The sequence below is a fragment of the Cryobacterium sp. 10I1 genome (assembly GCF_035019805.1).
GTDB classification, from domain to species: Bacteria; Actinomycetota; Actinomycetes; order Actinomycetales; family Microbacteriaceae; genus Cryobacterium; species Cryobacterium glucosi.
The window spans coordinates 1-17,802 of record NZ_JASJVF010000048.1; the positions used below are offsets into that span (position 1 = coordinate 1).

The window sequence follows — 17,802 nt, forward strand, 5'->3', positions numbered from 1 at the left end:
GGGGTGAATCCTGTGCGCCCGCCGCCACCCGGCGCCGCGGCCAGAGGAAGGGCGCGGCCATGAGCAGCAGGCCGGCGCCGAGGAGGCAGCCCCGCGCGAGCCTCATGCGCGGTCCGCCCGCAACACGATCGCGGGGTCGAGCCCCACCGCCCGGAACTTGGCCAGCTTGCCGGGGTGGCCGCCCGTCGGCGTGAGCCCGCCCCGGTCGGCGAGGAAGATCGGGCTCGCCTCGATCACGGTGCCGGCGAGCCGTCCGCTGACCGCGAGGATCTCCGTCACCCGCCGGCGCCCGTGCCGGTCGATCTCGCAGTGCACGACGATGTCGATGCACCCGGCGACGGTCGGCAGCACGAACGCGGAATCGATGTTGCGCCCCGCGAGCAACGGCAGCGTGCAGAGCTTGGCGAGGGCGTCCCTCGCACTGTTCGCGTGGATGGAGCACATCCCCGGCAGGCCGCTGTTGAGGGCGATCAGGAGGTCGAGGCTCTCGGCCTCGCGAACCTCGCCGACGACGAGGCGGTCGGGGCGCATCCGCAATGACTCCTTGATCAGTCGCCGCAAGGTGATCTCGCCACGACCCTCGAGGCTCGGCTGTCGGCACTGCATCGACACGACGTCGCGGGCGGACAGGTCGAGTTCGAAGGTCTCCTCGACCGTCACGATCCGTTCGTTGCGCCGGGTCGCCGACAGCAGGGCGTTCAGCATCGTGGTCTTCCCGGTCTGGGTGGCTCCCGACACGAGGATGTTCTGTCCGGCGAGCACGCACATCCGCAGGAACTCCGAGGCCTGCTGGGTGAGCGAGCCGAGGCCGACGAGCTGGTTCAGGTCGCGGATGCGCCGGGTGAACTTCCGGATGTTGACCGACCACTCCCGCGTGATGTCGGGAATCACGACGTGAAGCCGCGAACCATCCGGCAGGGAGGCGTCGACGAACGGTGAACTCAGGTCGACACGACGGCCGGAGGCCTGCAGCATCCGTTCGACGAGGTCGCGCACCTCCCGTGCGGTGAGGACCATGTCGGTGAGTTCGGGTACGCCGTCCCGAGCGACGAACACCAGGGACGGTCCATTGATCCAGATCTCCTCGATCTCCGGATCGTCGAGGAGCGGCTGGAGCGCCCCGAACCCGGTCAGCGAAGCGACGACTTCCCTGGCCGCCTGATGCTCGTCGGAGATGAGCGGATGCGCCCCGCCGAGCGCCCGCTCACTGTAGCGCTGGAGCTCGGCGCGCACGTATCGCTCGGCGAGGTTCTCGTCGGAGGCGAGGTCGACGCCGTCACGGCGCACCCGTGAGCGCACCTGCTCGGTGATGATGCGCACGGCCTCGCTCATGCGCACAGTGTGCCCGGACGGCCGGATCCCCGTTGAAGTTATCCACAGGCATCCGCCGTCCGGGCCGCACACCGGAATGGGCCAGTCGGATCAGCGGGCCGACCAGCCGCCGTCCATGCCGTAGCTCGAGCCGGTGACCATCGCCGCGTCCGTCGAGGCGAGCCACGCCACGAGCGAGCCGACCTCCGCCGGTTCGACGAGGCGCTTGACCGCGCTCTCGGTGAGCATGATCCGACTGAGCACCTCCGACTCGGGGATGCCGTGCACGACGGCCTGGTCGGCGATCTGCTTCTCGACCATCGGCGTGCGCACGTAGCCGGGACTCACACAGTTGCTCGTGACACCGTGGTCACCGCCCTCGAGGGCGGTCACCTTCGAGAGCCCCTCGAGCCCGTGCTTCGCCGAGACGTATGCGGCCTTGAACGGCGACGCACGGATGCCGTGCACCGAGGTGACATTGACCACCCGTCCGAAACCGCGTTTGTACATCCCAGGGAGCGCCGCCCGGATCAGCAGGAACGGGGCCTCGAGCATGAGGGCGAGGATCAGCCGGAAGTCGGCGGGGTCGAAGTCGGGGATCGGGTTGATGCGCTGGATCCCCGCGTTGTTCACGAGGATGTCCACGTCGCCGAGCACGTCCGCGAGCCGGGCGTCCGTCAGGGCCGGAGTGTCGGCGAGGTTGACGACCCACGTCGAACCGTGAACCTCCGCGGCGAGCACCGAAGCACTCGCCGCGTCGATGTCGGCGACCGTGACGTGGGCTCCGCGGGCAGCGAGGGAGCGCACGACGGCCTCGCCGATGCCGCTCGCTCCCCCGGTGACGAGGGCGCGCCTCCCTGCGAGGGACTGTTCCACGGTCAACGCAGCGTCGGGGCCGGTTCGAGGCCGTGCCTGGCGGCATCCGCCGCGTCGACGTCGCGGAGCGAGATGCCGTTGGTCTCCTTGAGCGTCACAACGGCGACGACCGTGATCGCACACGCGATCACGAGGTAGAACGCGACCGGCAGCCAGGACTTGTACTGCTGGAGCAGCGCCGTCGCGATGATGGGCGCGAGCGAGCCGGCGAGGATCGACGTGACCTGGTAGCCGAGGGAGACGCCGGAGTACCGCATCCGGGTCGGGAACATCTCGGCCATGATCGCCGGCTGCCCGGCGTACATGAAGGCGTGGAAGCACAGCCCGATCGTGATCGCGGCGACGATGACGACCGGGTTGAGGGTGTCGAACATCGGGAAGGCGAAGAACGCCCAGCTGGCCCCGAGAATCGCGCCGGTGAGGTAGATCGGTTTGCGGCCGAAGCGGTCGGAGAGCCTGCCGACCTGCGGGATCACGAGGAAGTGCACGACGTGGGCGATCAGCAGGGCCAGGAGCAACTGGCTGGTGTTGTACTTGTGCACCGTGACGAGGTAAACGATCGAGAAGCTCACGATCGTGTAGTAGAGGATGTTCTCGGCGAACCGCAGCCCCATCGCACCGAGGATGCCGCGCGGGTACTTGCGGACGACCTCCATCACGCCGTAGCTGATGGCCTTCTCGGCCTCGACCTGGGCGCGGGCCTCGAGGAAGATCGGCGCTTCGCTGACATGGGTGCGGATGTAGTAGCCGATCACCACGATGATCGCGGACAGCCAGAAGGCGACCCGCCAGCCCCAGCCGAGGAATTGCTCCGCAGGCAGGATCCACGACATGGTGAGCAGCACGAGGGTCGCGAGCAGGTTGCCGACCGGGACGGCGGCCTGCGGCCAGCTCGCCCAGAAGCCGCGGGACTTGTCCGGGCTGTGCTCCGCGACGAGCAGCACGGCGCCGCCCCATTCCCCGCCGACGGCGAAGCCCTGGATGAAGCGGAGTGCAACGAGCAGCGCGGGCGCCCAGTATCCGATCGTGTTGTAGCCGGGCAGGCAGCCCATCAGGAAGGTCGCGGCCCCGACGAGGATGATCGTGACCTGCAGGGTGTGCTTGCGGCCCAGGCGATCGCCGATCTGGCCGAAGACGATGCCTCCGAGCGGCCGGGCGATGAAGCCCACCGCGTAGGTGAGGAACGCGGCGATGATCCCGTCGAGTTCGCTGCCCGCGTTCGGGAAGAAGAACTTGCCGAAGACGAGGCTCGCCGCGGTCGCATAGAGGAAGAATTCGTACCATTCGACGACCGTGCCGACCATCGAGGCGGCCACGATCTTCCTGAGGCCGGAGGTTTCTTCCCGGTTGTCGCGGGATCCCGCGCCTCCGGGGCTGTCGGCAGTGATGCGTTCGTTGACGCTCATGTCTGTCTCCTTCGGTGTCTTCGCTGACACTGTCGCTGGATGCCGGGGGCGGGTCGCCGCCCTGGCTCCACCGAGTATCGCCGCCCGTCGGCTCTGCGGCCATGACCACTTCCGAACTCCGTGTGTGCATAATTGCAGATATGACCGGACCCCGCCCCACCCTGCCGCCGAACGCCGACGACCTTCTCGTGCTGCTCGCGGTCGCACGCAGCGGCCGTTTCGTGACCGCGGCGGAAAGCCTCGGCCTCAATCACACCACGGTCTCGCGCCGCATTGCAGCCCTCGAGAAGGCGCTCGACGGCCGGGTGCTGTCCCGCACGGTCGGCGGCTGGGAGCTCACGGAACTCGGCTCCCGCGCGGTCAACGCCGCGGAAAACGTCGAGGCCGCCGTCTCCCTGCTCGGCGGCCCTCCCGGGCAGGCCGCTCAGCTCTCCGGCGTCGTGCGGCTCTCGGCGACGGATGGCTTCAGCGCGTACATCGCAACGCCGGCGGTCGCCGCGCTGCAGCGCCGGCATCCCGGCCTGCGGGTCGAGATCGTCACGGTGACGCGGCGCGCGCTCCAGCACCGGTCGGGACTCGATATCGAGGTCGTCGTCGGAGAGCCTCAGGTGCACCGGGCCGACGCGATCCTGCTCGGGCACTATGTCCTGGGCATGTATGCGTCGCGGGACTACCTGGCCGAGAACGGCACGCCCGTGAGCGTTGCAGAGCTCACCGAGCATCCGCTCGTCTACTTCGTCGATTCGATGCTGCTCGTCGACGACCTCGATGCCCCCAGGCGGCAGGTGCCGTCGATGCGCCCCTCACTGAGTTCGACCAACGTGTTCGTGCACGTCGAAGCGACCAGGGCGGGAGCAGGGATCGGTTTCCTGCCGTGTTTCATGGCCGACCAGCACCCGGACCTCGTGCGCCTCCTGCCGGACAAGTTCAACGAGGAACTGCCGTACTGGATGGTGCTCCGCGCCGAGTCCCTGCACCAGCCCGCCGTCGCCGCCGTCGTCGACGCCCTCCGTGCCCGAACCGCGGCGTTCACCCACGCCCTGCAGGGCCGCGGAGGGGCAGGCTGACCAGACGATCTGGCTACACTGGAACGGCACAAGCGGGAGTGGTGAAATTGGCAGACACGCAGGATTTAGGTTCCTGTGCTTTCGAGCGTGGGGGTTCAAGTCCCCTCTCCCGCACATGATGAGCACATCGGCCCTCGACGGCCAACTGACCGATGTGCTCGCGAACACGGGCGTCATCGTGTTCTACCTGCTCGTCTGGGCCCTCGTCTTCGCCGGGACCGCGGTATTCCTCGGAGTCTTCATCCCGTTCATCACCGGGGATTCGCTCCTGTTCGGGTCCGGGCTCGTCGCGGCATCGGCGGCGAACGTGGACATCGTCGTGCTGATGATCGGAACCGGAATCGCCGCATTCCTCGGCGACCAGGTCGGATTCCTACTCGGGAGGCATTTCGGCCGCGGCTACCTCGATCGCCGCGGTGGCCGTCGCACCCGCGCTGCCATCGTGAAGACCGAGGCCTTCTACCGCAAGTACGGCTGGTGGTCGGTCGTGATCGCCCGGTTCATGCCCTGGGCGCGCGTCTTCGTGCCCGTCATCGCAGGGGTCGGCCGGATGAACTACTACCGGTTCCTCTCCAGTAACCTCGTCGGCGCACTCGCCTGGGGCGTCGGGCTCACCCTGACGGGATACTTCGCGGCGAGCCTGCCCGGCGTGAAGAGCGCCGCGTACGTCATCGCCGGGGTCTTCATCGCGGCATCCATCTTCTTCGGAGGCCGCACCTGGCTCGCCGACCGCGCCGAGAACCGCCGGGACGCGGCCGGCGGCGGCCGACCAGACGGCCCGGCCGATACCCCGGCCGACGACCCCGCGGCCGGGTAATTCACGGGTTCCACCCTCCCTTTAGCGCTAGCCTGTAACAGACCATCCCTGCTCATCACCGTGCGGTCGCCATGGCCACCACCGACTGGAGTCATCTTCGTGCTCAACACTGCTCTCAACCACGCCGGACTCATCCCGTGGCTTGACCCGGTAAACCTCATCGACGGGTTCGGTCCATGGGCCCTGCTCGGAGTGTGCGCGATCATCTTCGCCGAAACCGGCCTTCTCGTCGGCTTCCTGCTGCCCGGCGACACCCTCCTCGTCATCACCGGCCTCCTCACCTTCGCGGGCGTCATCCACATCAACATCTGGTGGGTCGCCCTCGCCATCGGCTTCGCGGCGTTCCTCGGCGGCGAGGTCGGCTACCTGATCGGTCACAAGCTCGGCCCGCGCGTCTTCGAACGCAAGGAATCCGGACTGTTCAGCGTCGAGAACGTGCAGCGCACCAACGGTTTCTTCGAACGCTTCGGCGGCTTCGCCGTGATCATCGCACGCTTCGTGCCGATCGTGCGCACGTTCGCACCCGTCGCCGCGGGCGTCGGCCACATGAATTACCGCAAGTATTCCCTGTACAACCTCGTCGGCGCCATGATCTGGGGCGCCGGCCTCACCTTCGGGGGGTACTTCCTGGGGTACATCCCGCCGGTCGCCGACTTCGTCACGCACTACATCGACCTGATCCTGATCGCGGCCGTGCTCGGCACGCTCATCCCCACCGCGTTCCACTACGTGCAGTCCTCGCGCAAGGCGAAGAAGGCCAAGGCGCTCGCCGCGGCCGCGCCGGCGACGACCGACACCGGCAGCCTCGTCCTCGACGCGGATGTCTTCACCGGCCACCCCAAGCACGACGACTAACACTCCCCATCGCGGACTCCAGCGCGCGCTGCGTTCCGAATTCAGGAGCTGAGCCCGGCTGAACCGCTTCAGGAGTGCGTTGATCCCGGTTCCGGGCCTCAACTCCTGAATTCGGAACAGGCACGGACGTCTTTGAGTCGCGCGCGGGGAGAGGAAGCGGGAGGTCGGGGTCAGCGGTGCGGGAAGTCCTCGTGATCGGCATGCTCGGCCGGCTCGAGCTGGAACGTGGAGTGCTCGACATCGAAGTGGGTGCTGAGGCACTCCGAGAGGGCGTCGAGCAGCGCCCCTGAGCCGCCGGACTGCAGCACGGCGGGTTCGACGACGACGTGCGCACTGAACACGTGCGCGCCGGACGTGATCGCCCAGACGTGCACGTCGTGCACCGCTGCGACCCCCGGCGTTTCGATGAGGTGCCTGCGGATCTCTGCGACGTCGGTGTCGACGGGCACCGATTCGCTGAGCACCCGTACGACGTCTCTGAGCAGGGTGAAGCTGCGGGGCACGATCATGGCCGCGATCAGCAGGGACGCAATCGAGTCCGCCTGCTCGAAACCGGTGGTGAGGATGACCCCGGCCGCGACGATGACCGCGACGGAGCCGAGAGTGTCTCCGAGTACCTCGAGGTAGGCGCCACGCATGTTGATCGAGGAGCCGGCAGCAGGGCGCAGCAGGAGCAGCGCGCCGATGTTCGCGACGAGGCCGATCACGGCGACCCAGAGCATCGGTCCGGCCTGAACGTGGCCCTCGCCGGGCCCGAGCAGCCGGGAAACCGCGCCGATCACGACGGACACGGCGACGCCGAGCAGGATCAGCCCATTGATGAGCGCGCCGAACACTTCGGCGCGCTGGTAGCCGAACGTCTGCCGGTCCGTGGCCGGCCGGGCGGCCACGACGGTGGCGATGAGGGCGATGATCAGGCCGGCCAGGTCCGAGAACATGTGCCCGGCATCAGCGAGCAGGGCAAGCGACCCGGTCAGCCAGGCCCCTGCGACCTCGACGAGGAGCACGAGGGCGACGATCCCGATCGCGAAGGACAACCGGGTGCGATTGGTGGCGGATGCCTGCCCGTGCCCGTGCGCGTGATCGTGGCCCATGCCTCCACGCTAGGCGGTGCCGGGGCGCGTCGCCAGTTCAGCGCCCAGTTGGGAATGAGAGCCGTTATCAGGGCTTGAGCGGCGCCTCCGCCGGTATCGAGACCGGTGCCGGTGCCGGATCAGCCGAGCAGCTCCCGCAGTATGGGGACGAGCCCGTCGAAGGCGCGCGCCCGGTGGCTGTCGCGATTCTTGACGGATGCCGTCAGCTCCGCCGCCGAGATCGCATAACCGTCCGGGAGAAAGATCGGGTCGTACCCGAAGCCGCCGGCCCCCGCGGCCTCGGTCAGGATCCGGCCGGGCCACTCCCCCGTCACGACCCGTTCGGTGCCGTCCGGCAGCGCCAGGGCGGCGACGCAGGTGAAATGCGCGGTGCGGTGTTCCTCCGGCACGTCCCCGAGCTGCCAGAGCAGCAGGCGCAGGTTCTCGCCGGAATCCCTGGCCGGGCCCGACCAGCGTGCGGAGAAGATGCCCGGCGCGCCGCCGAGGATGTCGACGCAGATACCCGAGTCGTCCGCGATGGCGGGCAGGCCGGTGTGTGCCGCGGCTGCACGAGCCTTGATGAGGGCGTTCTCGGCGAAGGTCGTTCCGTCTTCGACGGGTTCAGGGCCGTCGTACGCGAGCACGTCGACCCCCGGGAGCTGCGGCGCGAGAATGCGGCGCAACTCGTCGACCTTGTGCGCGTTGTGGGTGGCCAGTACGAGCCGCATGGTGTCAGCGCCCATCCGTCAGCGCCCGAGGGCGGCGTTCTGCAGTTCGGTCAGGGTGACGGTCCCTGCGAGGGCGAGGTCGAGCAGTGAGTTCAGCTCCGCACGATCGAAGGGGGCGCCCTCCGCCGTGCCCTGCACCTCGACGAAGGAGCCCCGGCCGGTGACGACGACGTTCATGTCTGTCTCGGCACTCGAGTCCTCGGTATATGCGAGGTCGAGCATGGGAACGCCTTTGATGATGCCGACGGAAATCGCGGCGACGCTGTCGGTGAGGGGCTGCGCCTTCTGGCCGATGAACTTCTGCTGCCGACCCCACTCGAGCGCGTCGAAGAGTGCGACGTAGGCTCCGGTGATCGCGGCGGTACGGGTGCCGCCGTCGGCCTGGAGCACATCGCAGTCGATCACGATGGTGTTCTCGCCGAGCGCCTTCATATCGACGACCGCTCGGAGGCTGCGGCCGACAAGACGGCTGATCTCGTGCGTTCGGCCGCCGATCTTGCCCTTGACCGCCTCGCGGGCCATCCGCTCGTTCGTGGAACGCGGGAGCATCGCGTATTCCGCGGTGACCCAGCCCTTGCCCTTGCCGCTCATCCAGCGCGGGACACCGTTGGTGAACGACGCGGTGCAGAGCACCTTCGTGCGTCCGCAGGAGATGAGCGCGGACCCTTCGGCCTGGTCGCTCCAGCCGCGTTCGATCGTGACCGGCCTTAGTTCGTCGATGGCCCGTCCGTCTGCGCGCACGATGTCGGTCATGAGGTCTCCTTGGTGTGCCGGGCATCCCTCGGGTGGAGGAGGGACGCTGCGTGGTTGTGCTCGGAATTAGGGTGGGTTGCTGCGAACTCGACGAGCTCGCTGAGACTGAAGACACCGGTCTCGACCAGGTCGACGTTCGAGACCTCCGGGCCGGCCAGGCGATGGGCGAGGTCGAGGAAGTCATCGGCGCTGTTGCCCGTCGCCTCGTAGCGGTAACTCGGAGGTGCCTTCTCGGTGCGGGCGAGGCCCTGCCCGACGAGGATCCGGTAGACGTCGTTGGCGGTTTCGGTGTCGCTCGAGACGATTGACACGGCGTCGCCCATCACGTACGAGATCGCGCCGCGCAGGAACGGGTAGTGCGTACAGCCCAGCACGAGGGTGTCGATGTCCGCAGCGCGCAGGGGGGCGAGGTATTCCTCGGCGACGGCGAGCACCTCGTCGCCGGTCGTGACCCCGGCTTCGACGAATTCGACGAATCGGGGGCAGGCCCTGGTGAAAAGCCTGATGTTCGTCGCTGCCGCGAAGGCGTCCTCGTATGCCCGTGAATTCACGGTGCCGATCGTGCCGATCACACCGACCCTGTTGTTGCGGGTCGTGCCGACCGCGCGTCGCACGGCGGGCTGGATGACCTCGACCACCGGGACGCTGTAACGCTCCCGCGCATCTCGGAGCACAGCGGCCGACGCGGTGTTGCAGGCAATTACCAGCATCTTCACGTCCTGGGCCACGAGGTCGTCGAGAACCTTGAGTGCGAAGCCGCGGACGTCGGCGATCTTCTTCGGCCCGTACGGCGAATTGGCCGTGTCTCCGATGTACAGAATCGACTCGTTGGGCAGCTGGTCCTTGATCGCCCGAGCGACGGTCAAACCGCCGACGCCAGAATCGAAAATTCCTATGGGTGCATCCGTCACGACAATCGAGCTTAGTCGGCCCGGCTGACCGAGGCTCCGAGGCCGTGCGGGCGCCCGCGTGTACCACGCCGGGAATATGGCCGTAACTACACTCGAAAGAGGGTTCCCGCCAACCGACGGTCGCCGCGCAGGACGGCGTCAGATTCGCCGTCGAGGAGATGATCGTCATGATTGACCGAGTCGTAATCACCGGGTTGGGCGCTCTCACGCCCCTGGGCAACACCTGGCGGGAGACCTGGTCCGGCCTCACGAACGGTCGCAGCGGCGTCGCACGCATCACCCAGTTCGACCCCTCCGGATTGCCCACCCGCATCGCGGGCGAGGTCAAGAACTTCATCGCCTCAGAGCGGATGCCGTTCAAGCAGGCCAAGCGCGCCACACGCGCATCACAACTCGCCATCGCCGCGGCACGCGAAGCCGTCCAGGACGCCGGGTTCGGCGAATCCATGGAAGGCATCGACACCGCCGTCGTCGTCAACAGCGCCGTCTCGGGATATGCAGAGATCCAGGAGGCGACGGAACTCGTCAACTCGGGCGGCTCACGCCGGATCCCGCCGCGCTTCGTACCCTCCTCCCTGCTCAACATGGCCGCATGCGAGGTCGCGATCGACCTCGGCGTGCACGGCCCGGTCAACGCGAGCGCGCTCGCCTGTGCGAGCGGCGCATACGCCCTCCTCGAGGCACGCACGATGCTAATGATGGGTGACGCGGACGTCGTCATCGCCGGTGGCGTCGAAGCGGCGATCACCCCGGTGATGTTCGCCGGCCTCAATGCGATGCACGCGGCATCCACCCACAACGACTCGCCCGCCGAGGCAAGCCGCCCCTTCGACGCCGACCGGAGCGGACTCGTCTTCGGCGAGGGCGCCGTCATCTTCGTGATGGAACTCCTCTCCCACGCCAGGGCACGCGGAGCGAAGGTCTACGCCGAGGTGCTCGGCGGGGCGCTCACGAGCGACGGCTTCAGCATCGTCGCCCCTGACCCCACCGGACAGTACGCGAGCGCCGCGATGACGAAGGCGCTCACGAAGGCGAAGCTCAACCCGAGCGACATCGACGTGATCTGCGCGCACGGCACCTCGACGCAGGCCAACGACCGCGCCGAGACCTCCGCGATCCGGCGGGCGCTCGGGCACGCCGCCGACCGCATCGCCGTCACGGCGCCCAAGTCGATGACCGGCCACATGATCGGTGCGGCCGGGGCGCTGTCCGGACTGCTCTGTGCGCTGAGCATCAAGACGGGCATCATCCCCCCGACGATCAACTACACGACGCCGGACCCCGACTGCACGCTCGACTACGTGCCGCTCGTGGCCCGTGAGCGGCCCGTGCGCTACGCCCTCGCGAACGCCTTTGGCTTCGGCGGCCAGAACTGCATCGTCGCGTTCGGCGCGCTGTAGGGAGAGTATGACCCGGCGCGGCCGGGGCAGGCTGGGAACGCCGGCCGCGGCCCGTCCGCTGGGGCAACCCCGCCGGAGGAATAGGCTGGCCGCGTGACTGAATCCTCCGCGTTCCGCACCGACCGATACGAGCTCACCATGGTGGACGCCGCCATCCAGAGCGGCACCGCAGACCGGGAGTGCCTCTTCGAGGCGTTCGCCCGGCGGCTGCCGGATGGGCGCCGCTACGGCATCGTCGCGGGCACGGGGCGCCTGCTCGAGCTCATCCGGGACTTCCGATTCACGGATGCCGAGCTCACCTGGCTGCGCGACAACCACGTCGTGCGCACGCCCACCCTCGACTGGCTCGCCGACTACGCCTTCCGCGGCAATATCTGGGGCTACCAGGAGGGCGAGGCGTACTTCCCCGGCTCTCCCCTGTTCTCCGTCGAGGGCAACTTCGCCGACGCCGTCGTGCTCGAAACCCTGGTGTTGAGCGTGCTCAACTACGACAGCGCCGTCGCTAGCGCGGCCGCGCGCATGGTCTCGGTGAGCCTCGGCCGGCCGATCGCCGAGATGGGCTCGCGCCGCACGAGCGAGTACGCCGCCGTCGCCGCCGCCCGCGCGGCGTACATCGCCGGGTTCGCGTCCACGAGCAATCTCGAGGCCGGGCGCAGCTGGGGCATCCCCACGATGGGTACGGCGGCCCATTCCTTCACGCTCCTGCACGACAGCGAAGCGGATGCCTTCGAAGCCCAGGTGGCGGCGTTCGGCTCCTCGACGACCCTGCTCGTCGACACCTACAACATCCAGGCCGGAATCGACAGGGCCGTCGCGGTCGCCGGGACAGGGCTCGGTTCGATCCGGATCGACTCAGGGGACCTCCCGACCGTCGTCGCCGGCGCGCGCGCCCAGCTCGACTCGCTCGGCGCGGTCAACACCCACATCACGGTGACAAGCGACCTCGACGAGTATTCGATCGCCGCACTGTCGGCGTCTCCCGTCGACGCGTTCGGCGTCGGCACCTCCCTCGTCACGGGTTCTGGTGCCCCCGCCGCCGGGATGGTCTACAAGCTCGTCGCGCACCGGAACGACGCCGGCGAGTGGGTGTCTGTCGCGAAGACATCCGCGGCCAAGGTCTCGGTCGGGGGCCTCAAGCGGGCCGTTCGACGTCTCGACGCGAGCGGAACGGCCCGCGCCGAGGTCGTCCTGCTCGGCGGCGACCCCGCAGACACGACGGAGCCCGCGGAGGAATCCGGGCGGGACCGGGTACTGCTCGTCCCGCTCGTCACAGACGGCGTGATCGACGAAAGCCACCTCGGGGCGGCCGGCACGGAACGCGCGAGACTGCACCATGCCTCTGTGATGCGTGAGCTGCCGATCGAGGCTTTCCGCCTCGGCCGCGGGGAGCCCGTCATCCCGACGATCTACGAGCAGGGTTAGACAGGTACGGGTAGACCGGAAGGGGTCTGCGGAACCGCTACTTCTTCATCGTGTCGTAGATCTCTTTACAGGTCGGGCAGATCGGGAACTTCTCCGGGTCGCGACCGGGAATCCACATCTTCCCGCACAGTGCCTTGACCGGCTTGCCGGAGATGGCGCTCTCGAGGATCTTGTCTTTGGGTACGTAGTGGGAGAACCGCTCGTGGTCGCCCGGTTCCATCTGCTCGGTGTTGAGCAGTTCCTCGAGCTCGCGGTCGAGCGTGGACGTACCGCCGCCCGGCTGGCCGGGGTTGCCCGGTTCGGCGATACTGGCGCGAATGATTCTGATCATGGGTCCTAGTCTAGGCAGCGTCAGGCTTCCCTCACGAGGGCGGCGGTGCGGCGGAGCCACGGGTCCTGGTCGCGCGCCCAGCGCTCGATGGCGGCATCCGCCCTGGTGCGAGGGAGTCCGGAGAGCCGTCCGACGAGGGGGCGGGTGACATCGCGGGCGAGCGGATCCGCGAGCGCGGCCAGCCGGGCGTCGCGGAGGAAGCCTTCGATCCGGGTGAGATCGGTGTTGGTCAGCAGTGCGACGTTCGACTGCAGCAGGACGACGGCGGCGAACCGGCGCTCGAAGACGGGAACGTCCCACAGCTCTGTGCTGAGCGCCGTGACCTCGTCATGCGTCAGCCCCGGGTACCGCCGGGCAGCGTCCCGGATCGTGCCCCGGATCGCCCCGATCGTCGCCCCGTAGAAGTCCAGGTCGCTTCCGAGTCTGGTCTTCTCCGCCTGGGCCCGGTATTCGTCCCCCTCGTTGCGCAGGGTGGTATCGACGAACTCGCAGGCGGCGCTCACCGACGGGTCAGGCGCGCAGCGCCGAGGCGAGCATCTCGGGTCCGCGGGCGTCGAACGTTCGGCCCCCGAGCCAGATGCCGCCCCAAAGGGTGAGCAGGCCGACGACGACACCGCTCGCGAGGGACGGCAGCAGCCAGACCGGATCGACAAAGAGGCCGAGGACCGCGAACCCGATCGCCGGGAGCGAGAGGATGACCGATCCGACGAGGGTCACGGACTGGATCAGCGCTGCCGCGGTGTCGGAGGCTTGCGGCTGCGTGAACGGACTGTCGCCTGGCTTGGATGCCGGGTAGGGGAAGCGCGCCGAGCTGTAGCTCGAGAAACCGAGTCCGGTCAGCAGGATGCAGGTGCTCACGCCGAGCACGGCGGGGAACGCGCCCCAGTCGCCGTACACGGCGACGCTGATGCACGAGCCGATGCCGATCAGTGGGATTCCGACCAGGAACGCGGGAACGAGCCGGCCCATCCGGTCGGCCATGCCCCGGGTGCCGGAGACGACGTGCAGCCAGATCGCGGTGTGGTCGAACGCGACGTCGTTGTGAAGCGCCCAGCCGAGGAAGATGCACATCAGCGGCACCGGCAGGAGCGCGAGGGCCTGGACCGGAACCCCGGCGAACGCGAGCGGGAGAACGACGAGCACCGGGATCACCGGGATCATCACGAGGGACATGCCGTAGCGGGGGTCCCTGCGCCAGTAGGTCAGGCTTCGTGCGGCAATGGCGCCCGCGGCATTGTTCGGCAGGCGGTCGAACCAGCCGAGGCCGCCGTACTCCTTGGCGACGGCTTCCCTGCCGGGTGAGACGAGCATCCGGCTCACGAGCGCTTGCCAGGCGACCCAGAGGACGAGCAGGAATGCCGCGGCCTCGAGCAGCTTGAGGAGTGCAGCACCCCAGTCCCCACCTGCCGCATCGCCGGGCGCCGACCAGGCCGCCCCGAGCGGAGTCCAGCCGAGGATACTGCTGAGGCCGCCGATGAAGCCCGTGCCGTAGAGACTCCAGTCGAGGTTGACCACGAGCACGGTGACGGGAGCGAACATGACGAGCAGGAGAACGCCGACGATTCCGGCGATCTCCCGCGCGCGGCGAGTGGCCAGCAGGAACGAAGCAATGGACGTACTGACCCGGGAGCCGAGCATGCAGGTGGCAAGGAGGAGCGCCGCGGACAGGACGGCGAACACGGTCTCACCGGGTCCGCGCGACCAGGTCACGATGGTGCCGAGCAGCACGATCGTGAGCACGATTGCGGGGACGCCGATCAGTGCGGACACGGCAAGCCCCAGCGACAGTTGCCGGTTGGGGATGCCCATGACCGCGAACTTGCGGGGGTCCATGCTGTCGTCGATGCCCGTCATGAGCGGAATCAGCAGGAAGCCGAGCACGACGAGCGAGCCGGCGACCACGATGCCGTCACGGATCGAACCGACGCCGTCGTCGACGAAGCGCAGGCCGACAAGCAGGGCGAAGATCCCGGCCGCGACCGCGAGCCCATAGAGCAGTCCGATCACGATGCCGACGACCTGCCAGGGGCTCCGCCGGAAGAGATTGCCGAAGAGCCGGAGCTTCAGTCCGAGAAACTGTGCAACCATTCCATCCCCTCCGCCACTTTTCGCCCTCCGGCGAGTTCGATGAATCGTTCTTCGAGGGTCTGCCCGCCACGCACCTCGTCGACAGTGCCGGCCGCGAGGACCTTGCCGTTGACGATGATCGCGACGTGATCGCAGACCCGCTGGATCAGGTCCATGCTGTGGCTCGAGAGGACGACGGTGCCGCCACTTGCAACGTACTTCTGCAGGATCTCGGTCACGTTGACTGCCGAGACCGGGTCGACGGATTCGAACGGTTCGTCGAGAACGAGCAGGCGCGGCGAGTGGATCATCGCGCAGGCCAGGGCGATCTTCTTGGTCATGCCCGCCGAGTAATCGGCGACCAGTCGGTTGAGTGCGTCCTCGAGTCCGAACGCAACGGCGAGGTCGGCGGATCGTTTCCGGACGGTCGCCCCGTCGAGCCCGCGGAGCACGCCGGCGTAGTAGAGCAGCTGGGCGCCGGTCAGGCGGTCGAAGAGACGCAGTCGGTCCGGCAGCACCCCGATGACGCGCTTCGCGGCGACCGGGTCGCTCCAGACGTCGATGCCGTGGACCTCGATCGAACCGTCGTCCGGACGGAGGAGGCCGGTGACCATGGAGAGGGTCGTGGTCTTGCCCGCACCGTTCGGGCCGACGATGCCGTAGAAGGAGCCGGTGCGGACCTCGAGGTTGATTCCGGAGACGGCGAGCGTGCTTCCGAAAGACTTACGCAGGGCCGTGACAGAGAGGACGACAGGGGCGGGTGCGGTACGGGCACCGGGAGCGATGGCGAGGTTCGCGGCAGCCGGCTCGGCAGGCTCGACCTCTGGCTCTGGCTCCGGTTCCGGTTCGGGTTCCGGCTCGGGTTCTGGTTCCGGTTCCGGTTCGGACACGAGCTCCGGCACGGGCGGGGCCTGCGGCTCCACCGAGTGCACGGTTTCGGGCTCGGTTTCTGTCTCGGGCACGAGTTCGGTTTCCGACTCGGTGACGGGCTCAGTTTCGGGCTCACTGGGGAGATCGGTGACGGGCTCCGCGTCAGGCTCGGTTGCGGGCTCGGTGACGGTCGCCGGCTCGTCGAGAGTGACCCAGGCATCGACCCGGTCGCCGAACACGGCCCCGAGCTCGTAGGCGTAGTCGGCGAAGCGCGAGGCGGTGTCGCGGTTCAGCCAGCCGCCGCGCAGGGCAAGCGGCAGGTCGCGCTGGTGCAGCGTCGCCATCGGGCGGATGCCGGCCGCGAGCAGCCCGTCGACGAGCCGGTCGTAGAACGCGAGTCCGGTGCGCGCGAGCGCCCCGCGTCCGTCCGGCTGCACCCGGGACCACGCGAACGAGAACCGGTAGGCGTCGACGCCGAGCTCGCCCAGGAGGGTGAGGTCCCCGGGCAGCTTGTTGTAGTGGTCCGCAGAAACGGATGCGTTCGACCCGTCCACGATGCGGCCGGCGGTCGCCGTGAACGGGTCCCAGGCCGACTCGGCGCGCCCGCCGTCGCGGGCGGCGCCCTCGATCTGGAACGCCGAACTCGCGACCCCGATCGTGAAGCCGTCGGGGAGCCGGTCGCCGAGTTCGCTGGCGCGGTGCGGCCAGGCCCGGCCGGCGACCGTGTTGGTGTTGATCGGCTTGCTGCTCATCTCGGAGGACTCTCTGTACTGTGTCGGTCGGGTGCTGTGCGGTCCGTCGGGTGCTGGGCGGTCGACCGGTTCGTGGAGCGGCCGTGGGCCGCGGTCACCAGCCTGTCACGCGCGGCGCGAGAATTCGCACCCCGAGGTCGCCCGGCCGGCCGGTTACCGCCCGAGGACCCGTTCGAGGTACCGGTTCGTGAAACGGCGCTCGGGGTCGAGCCTGTCGCGTACGGCGACGAAATCGTCGAAGTGCGGATAGGTCTCGCGAAGGGATTCGGCGTCCCTCGTGTGCATCTTCCCCCAGTGCGGGCGCCCGTCATGGGAGCGCATGATGGCCTCGACGGCGGTGAAGTACTCGGCCGGTTTCTCCCGGTAGAAACGATGCACGGCGATGTACCCGGTCTCACGGCCGTGGGCCGTGGACAGCCACACGTCATCCGCGGCTGCGGACCGCACCTCGATCGGGAACGAGATCCGCCAGCCGGAGCGCTGGATGAGTTCGCGGACCTCGCGCACGGCAGCCGGAATCGCGGCGATCGGGAGCGCGTATTCCATCTCGTGAAAACGCACGGCGCGCCGGCTCACGAAAATGCGCGTCGAGGCATCCGTGTAATCCCGCCGGGCCATGAAACGCTCGGCCACCCGGTTGATCGTCGGCACGGACTGCGGGAGCACGGCTCCGATCGTGCAGAGTGCCCCGAAGACGCCGTTGGCGAGCAGTTCGTCGTCGATCCAGCGGGAGACCGGCGCGAGCGGCGCGCGCCCGGCGGCCGGGTTTAGCCGGGTGTTCGTCTTGGTGAGGGCCTTCTCGGTGTGCGGGAACCAGTAGAACTCGAAGTGGTCGGCGGCGCGGCTGCGCTCGTCGAAGGTGTCGAGCACCTCGCCGAGCGGCTCGGCCTGTTCGACGGCGTGCAGGAGGAAGTCCGGGACGCACTGGATCGTCACGTCGACGAGGATCCCGAGCGCGCCGAGACCGAGGCGGGCGGCGGGGAAGATCTCCGCGTTCTCGGTCTCGCTCACGTGCAGGAGTTCGCCGTCGCCGGTGACGAGGGTGAGGCCGACGATCTGGGTGACGAGTCCGCCGAAGGCCGACCCGGTTCCGTGGGTTCCCGTCGAGGTCGCACCGGAAATCGTCTGCCGGTCGACGTCCCCCATGTTGGCGAGCGCCAGCC

17 protein-coding genes and 1 tRNA gene are annotated in these 17,802 nt (G+C 68.5%); 6 read left to right on the forward strand and 12 right to left on the reverse strand.

Annotated features, from left to right (window positions below; translation table 11 throughout):
* Nucleotides 1–102: 102 nt before the first annotated feature.
* The 3 genes from QN345_RS06740 to QN345_RS06750 form a co-directional block, all read right to left on the reverse strand.
* On the reverse strand, nucleotides 103–1,332 hold the full coding sequence (locus QN345_RS06740; protein ID WP_134559451.1) for a CpaF family protein: 1,230 nt from the start codon (nucleotides 1,330–1,332) through the stop codon (nucleotides 103–105).
* Between the two features lie 90 nt (nucleotides 1,333–1,422).
* Entirely contained in the window at nucleotides 1,423–2,187 is a 765-nt protein-coding gene (locus tag QN345_RS06745; protein WP_134445808.1) for a 3-hydroxybutyrate dehydrogenase, read from the reverse strand.
* 2 nt (nucleotides 2,188–2,189) lie between these two features.
* Complete coding sequence (locus QN345_RS06750) at nucleotides 2,190–3,593, reverse strand: MFS transporter (protein ID WP_134445809.1); 1,404 nt, start codon at nucleotides 3,591–3,593, stop codon at nucleotides 2,190–2,192.
* A 101-nt stretch (nucleotides 3,594–3,694) separates the two neighbouring features.
* Here QN345_RS06750 and QN345_RS06755 point away from each other — a divergent pair, with 101 nt between their 5' ends.
* The 4 genes from QN345_RS06755 (at nucleotide 3,695) to QN345_RS06770 (ending at nucleotide 6,332) form a co-directional block, all read left to right on the forward strand.
* Nucleotides 3,695–4,660, forward strand: coding sequence for a LysR family transcriptional regulator (locus tag QN345_RS06755; RefSeq protein WP_134445810.1), 966 nt, complete (start codon nucleotides 3,695–3,697; stop codon nucleotides 4,658–4,660).
* Between the two features lie 32 nt (nucleotides 4,661–4,692).
* Nucleotides 4,693–4,774: transfer RNA gene (locus tag QN345_RS06760), tRNA-Leu, on the forward strand.
* Between the two features lies 1 nt (nucleotide 4,775).
* Nucleotides 4,776–5,477: a DedA family protein gene (locus tag QN345_RS06765; protein ID WP_134445811.1), complete on the forward strand. Its 702-nt coding sequence runs from the start codon at nucleotides 4,776–4,778 to the stop codon at nucleotides 5,475–5,477.
* Between the two features lie 99 nt (nucleotides 5,478–5,576).
* Nucleotides 5,577–6,332 (forward strand): DedA family protein, encoded by a 756-nt coding sequence (locus QN345_RS06770; protein ID WP_166790663.1) that lies wholly within the window; start codon nucleotides 5,577–5,579, stop codon nucleotides 6,330–6,332.
* Nucleotides 6,333–6,502: 170 nt separating this feature from the next.
* On the opposite strand, the gene QN345_RS06775 is transcribed toward QN345_RS06770, so the two are convergent.
* The 4 genes from QN345_RS06775 to murI all read right to left on the reverse strand — a co-directional run bounded on the left by QN345_RS06775 (nucleotide 6,503) and on the right by murI (nucleotide 9,797).
* Nucleotides 6,503–7,426 (reverse strand): cation diffusion facilitator family transporter, encoded by a 924-nt coding sequence (locus tag QN345_RS06775; protein ID WP_134445812.1) that lies wholly within the window; start codon nucleotides 7,424–7,426, stop codon nucleotides 6,503–6,505.
* 119 nt (nucleotides 7,427–7,545) lie between these two features.
* Nucleotides 7,546–8,148 (reverse strand): RdgB/HAM1 family non-canonical purine NTP pyrophosphatase, encoded by a 603-nt coding sequence (gene rdgB, locus QN345_RS06780; protein WP_323508522.1) that lies wholly within the window; start codon nucleotides 8,146–8,148, stop codon nucleotides 7,546–7,548.
* A 3-nt stretch (nucleotides 8,149–8,151) separates the two neighbouring features.
* A complete protein-coding gene (gene rph / locus QN345_RS06785; protein ID WP_134445814.1) occupies nucleotides 8,152–8,886 on the reverse strand; it encodes a ribonuclease PH in 735 nt (244 codons plus the stop codon).
* Nucleotides 8,883–9,797, reverse strand: a complete 915-nt coding sequence (gene murI, locus QN345_RS06790; protein WP_322140904.1) for a glutamate racemase — start codon at nucleotides 9,795–9,797, stop codon at nucleotides 8,883–8,885. The genes rph and murI overlap by 4 nt, the downstream gene beginning before the upstream one ends.
* Nucleotides 9,798–9,964: 167 nt before the next feature.
* Between murI and QN345_RS06795 the strand changes: the two genes are divergently transcribed.
* The gene (locus QN345_RS06795; RefSeq protein WP_134445816.1) at nucleotides 9,965–11,197 is read left to right on the forward strand and encodes a beta-ketoacyl-[acyl-carrier-protein] synthase family protein; all 1,233 of its coding nucleotides are present in this window, start codon (nucleotides 9,965–9,967) and stop codon (nucleotides 11,195–11,197) included.
* Between the two features lie 93 nt (nucleotides 11,198–11,290).
* A complete protein-coding gene (locus QN345_RS06800; RefSeq protein WP_323508523.1) occupies nucleotides 11,291–12,619 on the forward strand; it encodes a nicotinate phosphoribosyltransferase in 1,329 nt (442 codons plus the stop codon).
* Nucleotides 12,620–12,656: 37 nt separating this feature from the next.
* Here the strand turns inward: QN345_RS06800 and QN345_RS06805 are convergent, their stop codons facing one another.
* From QN345_RS06805 to QN345_RS06830, 5 genes are all read right to left on the reverse strand, one after another.
* Nucleotides 12,657–12,950 carry a DUF3039 domain-containing protein gene (locus QN345_RS06805; protein ID WP_322135441.1) on the reverse strand — a complete coding sequence of 98 codons (294 nt, stop codon included), beginning with the start codon at nucleotides 12,948–12,950 and terminating at the stop codon, nucleotides 12,657–12,659.
* Between the two features lie 20 nt (nucleotides 12,951–12,970).
* The gene (locus QN345_RS06810) at nucleotides 12,971–13,453 is read right to left on the reverse strand and encodes a DNA alkylation repair protein (RefSeq protein WP_134445819.1); all 483 of its coding nucleotides are present in this window, start codon (nucleotides 13,451–13,453) and stop codon (nucleotides 12,971–12,973) included.
* Between the two features lie 7 nt (nucleotides 13,454–13,460).
* Entirely contained in the window at nucleotides 13,461–15,038 is a 1,578-nt protein-coding gene (locus QN345_RS06815; RefSeq protein ID WP_134561743.1) for a hypothetical protein, read from the reverse strand.
* The gene (locus QN345_RS20560) at nucleotides 15,014–16,639 is read right to left on the reverse strand and encodes a family 1 glycosylhydrolase (RefSeq protein ID WP_416347651.1); all 1,626 of its coding nucleotides are present in this window, start codon (nucleotides 16,637–16,639) and stop codon (nucleotides 15,014–15,016) included. The genes QN345_RS06815 and QN345_RS20560 overlap by 25 nt, the downstream gene beginning before the upstream one ends.
* A 153-nt stretch (nucleotides 16,640–16,792) precedes the next feature.
* Nucleotides 16,793–17,802 (reverse strand): D-arabinono-1,4-lactone oxidase (locus QN345_RS06830; protein ID WP_323508524.1); only part of this gene is annotated, 1,010 nt, incomplete at its 5' end.

Coding starts and splice junctions, on each gene's coding strand:
- QN345_RS06740 (WP_134559451.1), bottom strand. CDS start 1,332: ATGAGCGAGGCCGTGCGCATCATCACCGAGCAGGTGCGCTCACGGGTG.
- QN345_RS06750 (WP_134445809.1), bottom strand. CDS start 3,593: ATGAGCGTCAACGAACGCATCACTGCCGACAGCCCCGGAGGCGCGGGA.
- QN345_RS06755 (WP_134445810.1), top strand. CDS start 3,695: ATGACCACTTCCGAACTCCGTGTGTGCATAATTGCAGATATGACCGGA.
- QN345_RS06765 (WP_134445811.1), top strand. CDS start 4,776: ATGATGAGCACATCGGCCCTCGACGGCCAACTGACCGATGTGCTCGCG.
- QN345_RS06775 (WP_134445812.1), bottom strand. CDS start 7,426: ATGGGCCACGATCACGCGCACGGGCACGGGCAGGCATCCGCCACCAAT.
- rdgB (WP_323508522.1), bottom strand. CDS start 8,148: ATGGGCGCTGACACCATGCGGCTCGTACTGGCCACCCACAACGCGCAC.
- rph (WP_134445814.1), bottom strand. CDS start 8,886: ATGACCGACATCGTGCGCGCAGACGGACGGGCCATCGACGAACTAAGG.
- QN345_RS06795 (WP_134445816.1), top strand. CDS start 9,965: ATGATTGACCGAGTCGTAATCACCGGGTTGGGCGCTCTCACGCCCCTG.
- QN345_RS06805 (WP_322135441.1), bottom strand. CDS start 12,950: ATGATCAGAATCATTCGCGCCAGTATCGCCGAACCGGGCAACCCCGGC.
- QN345_RS06815 (WP_134561743.1), bottom strand. CDS start 15,038: ATGGTTGCACAGTTTCTCGGACTGAAGCTCCGGCTCTTCGGCAATCTC.
- QN345_RS20560 (WP_416347651.1), bottom strand. CDS start 16,639: ATGAGCAGCAAGCCGATCAACACCAACACGGTCGCCGGCCGGGCCTGG.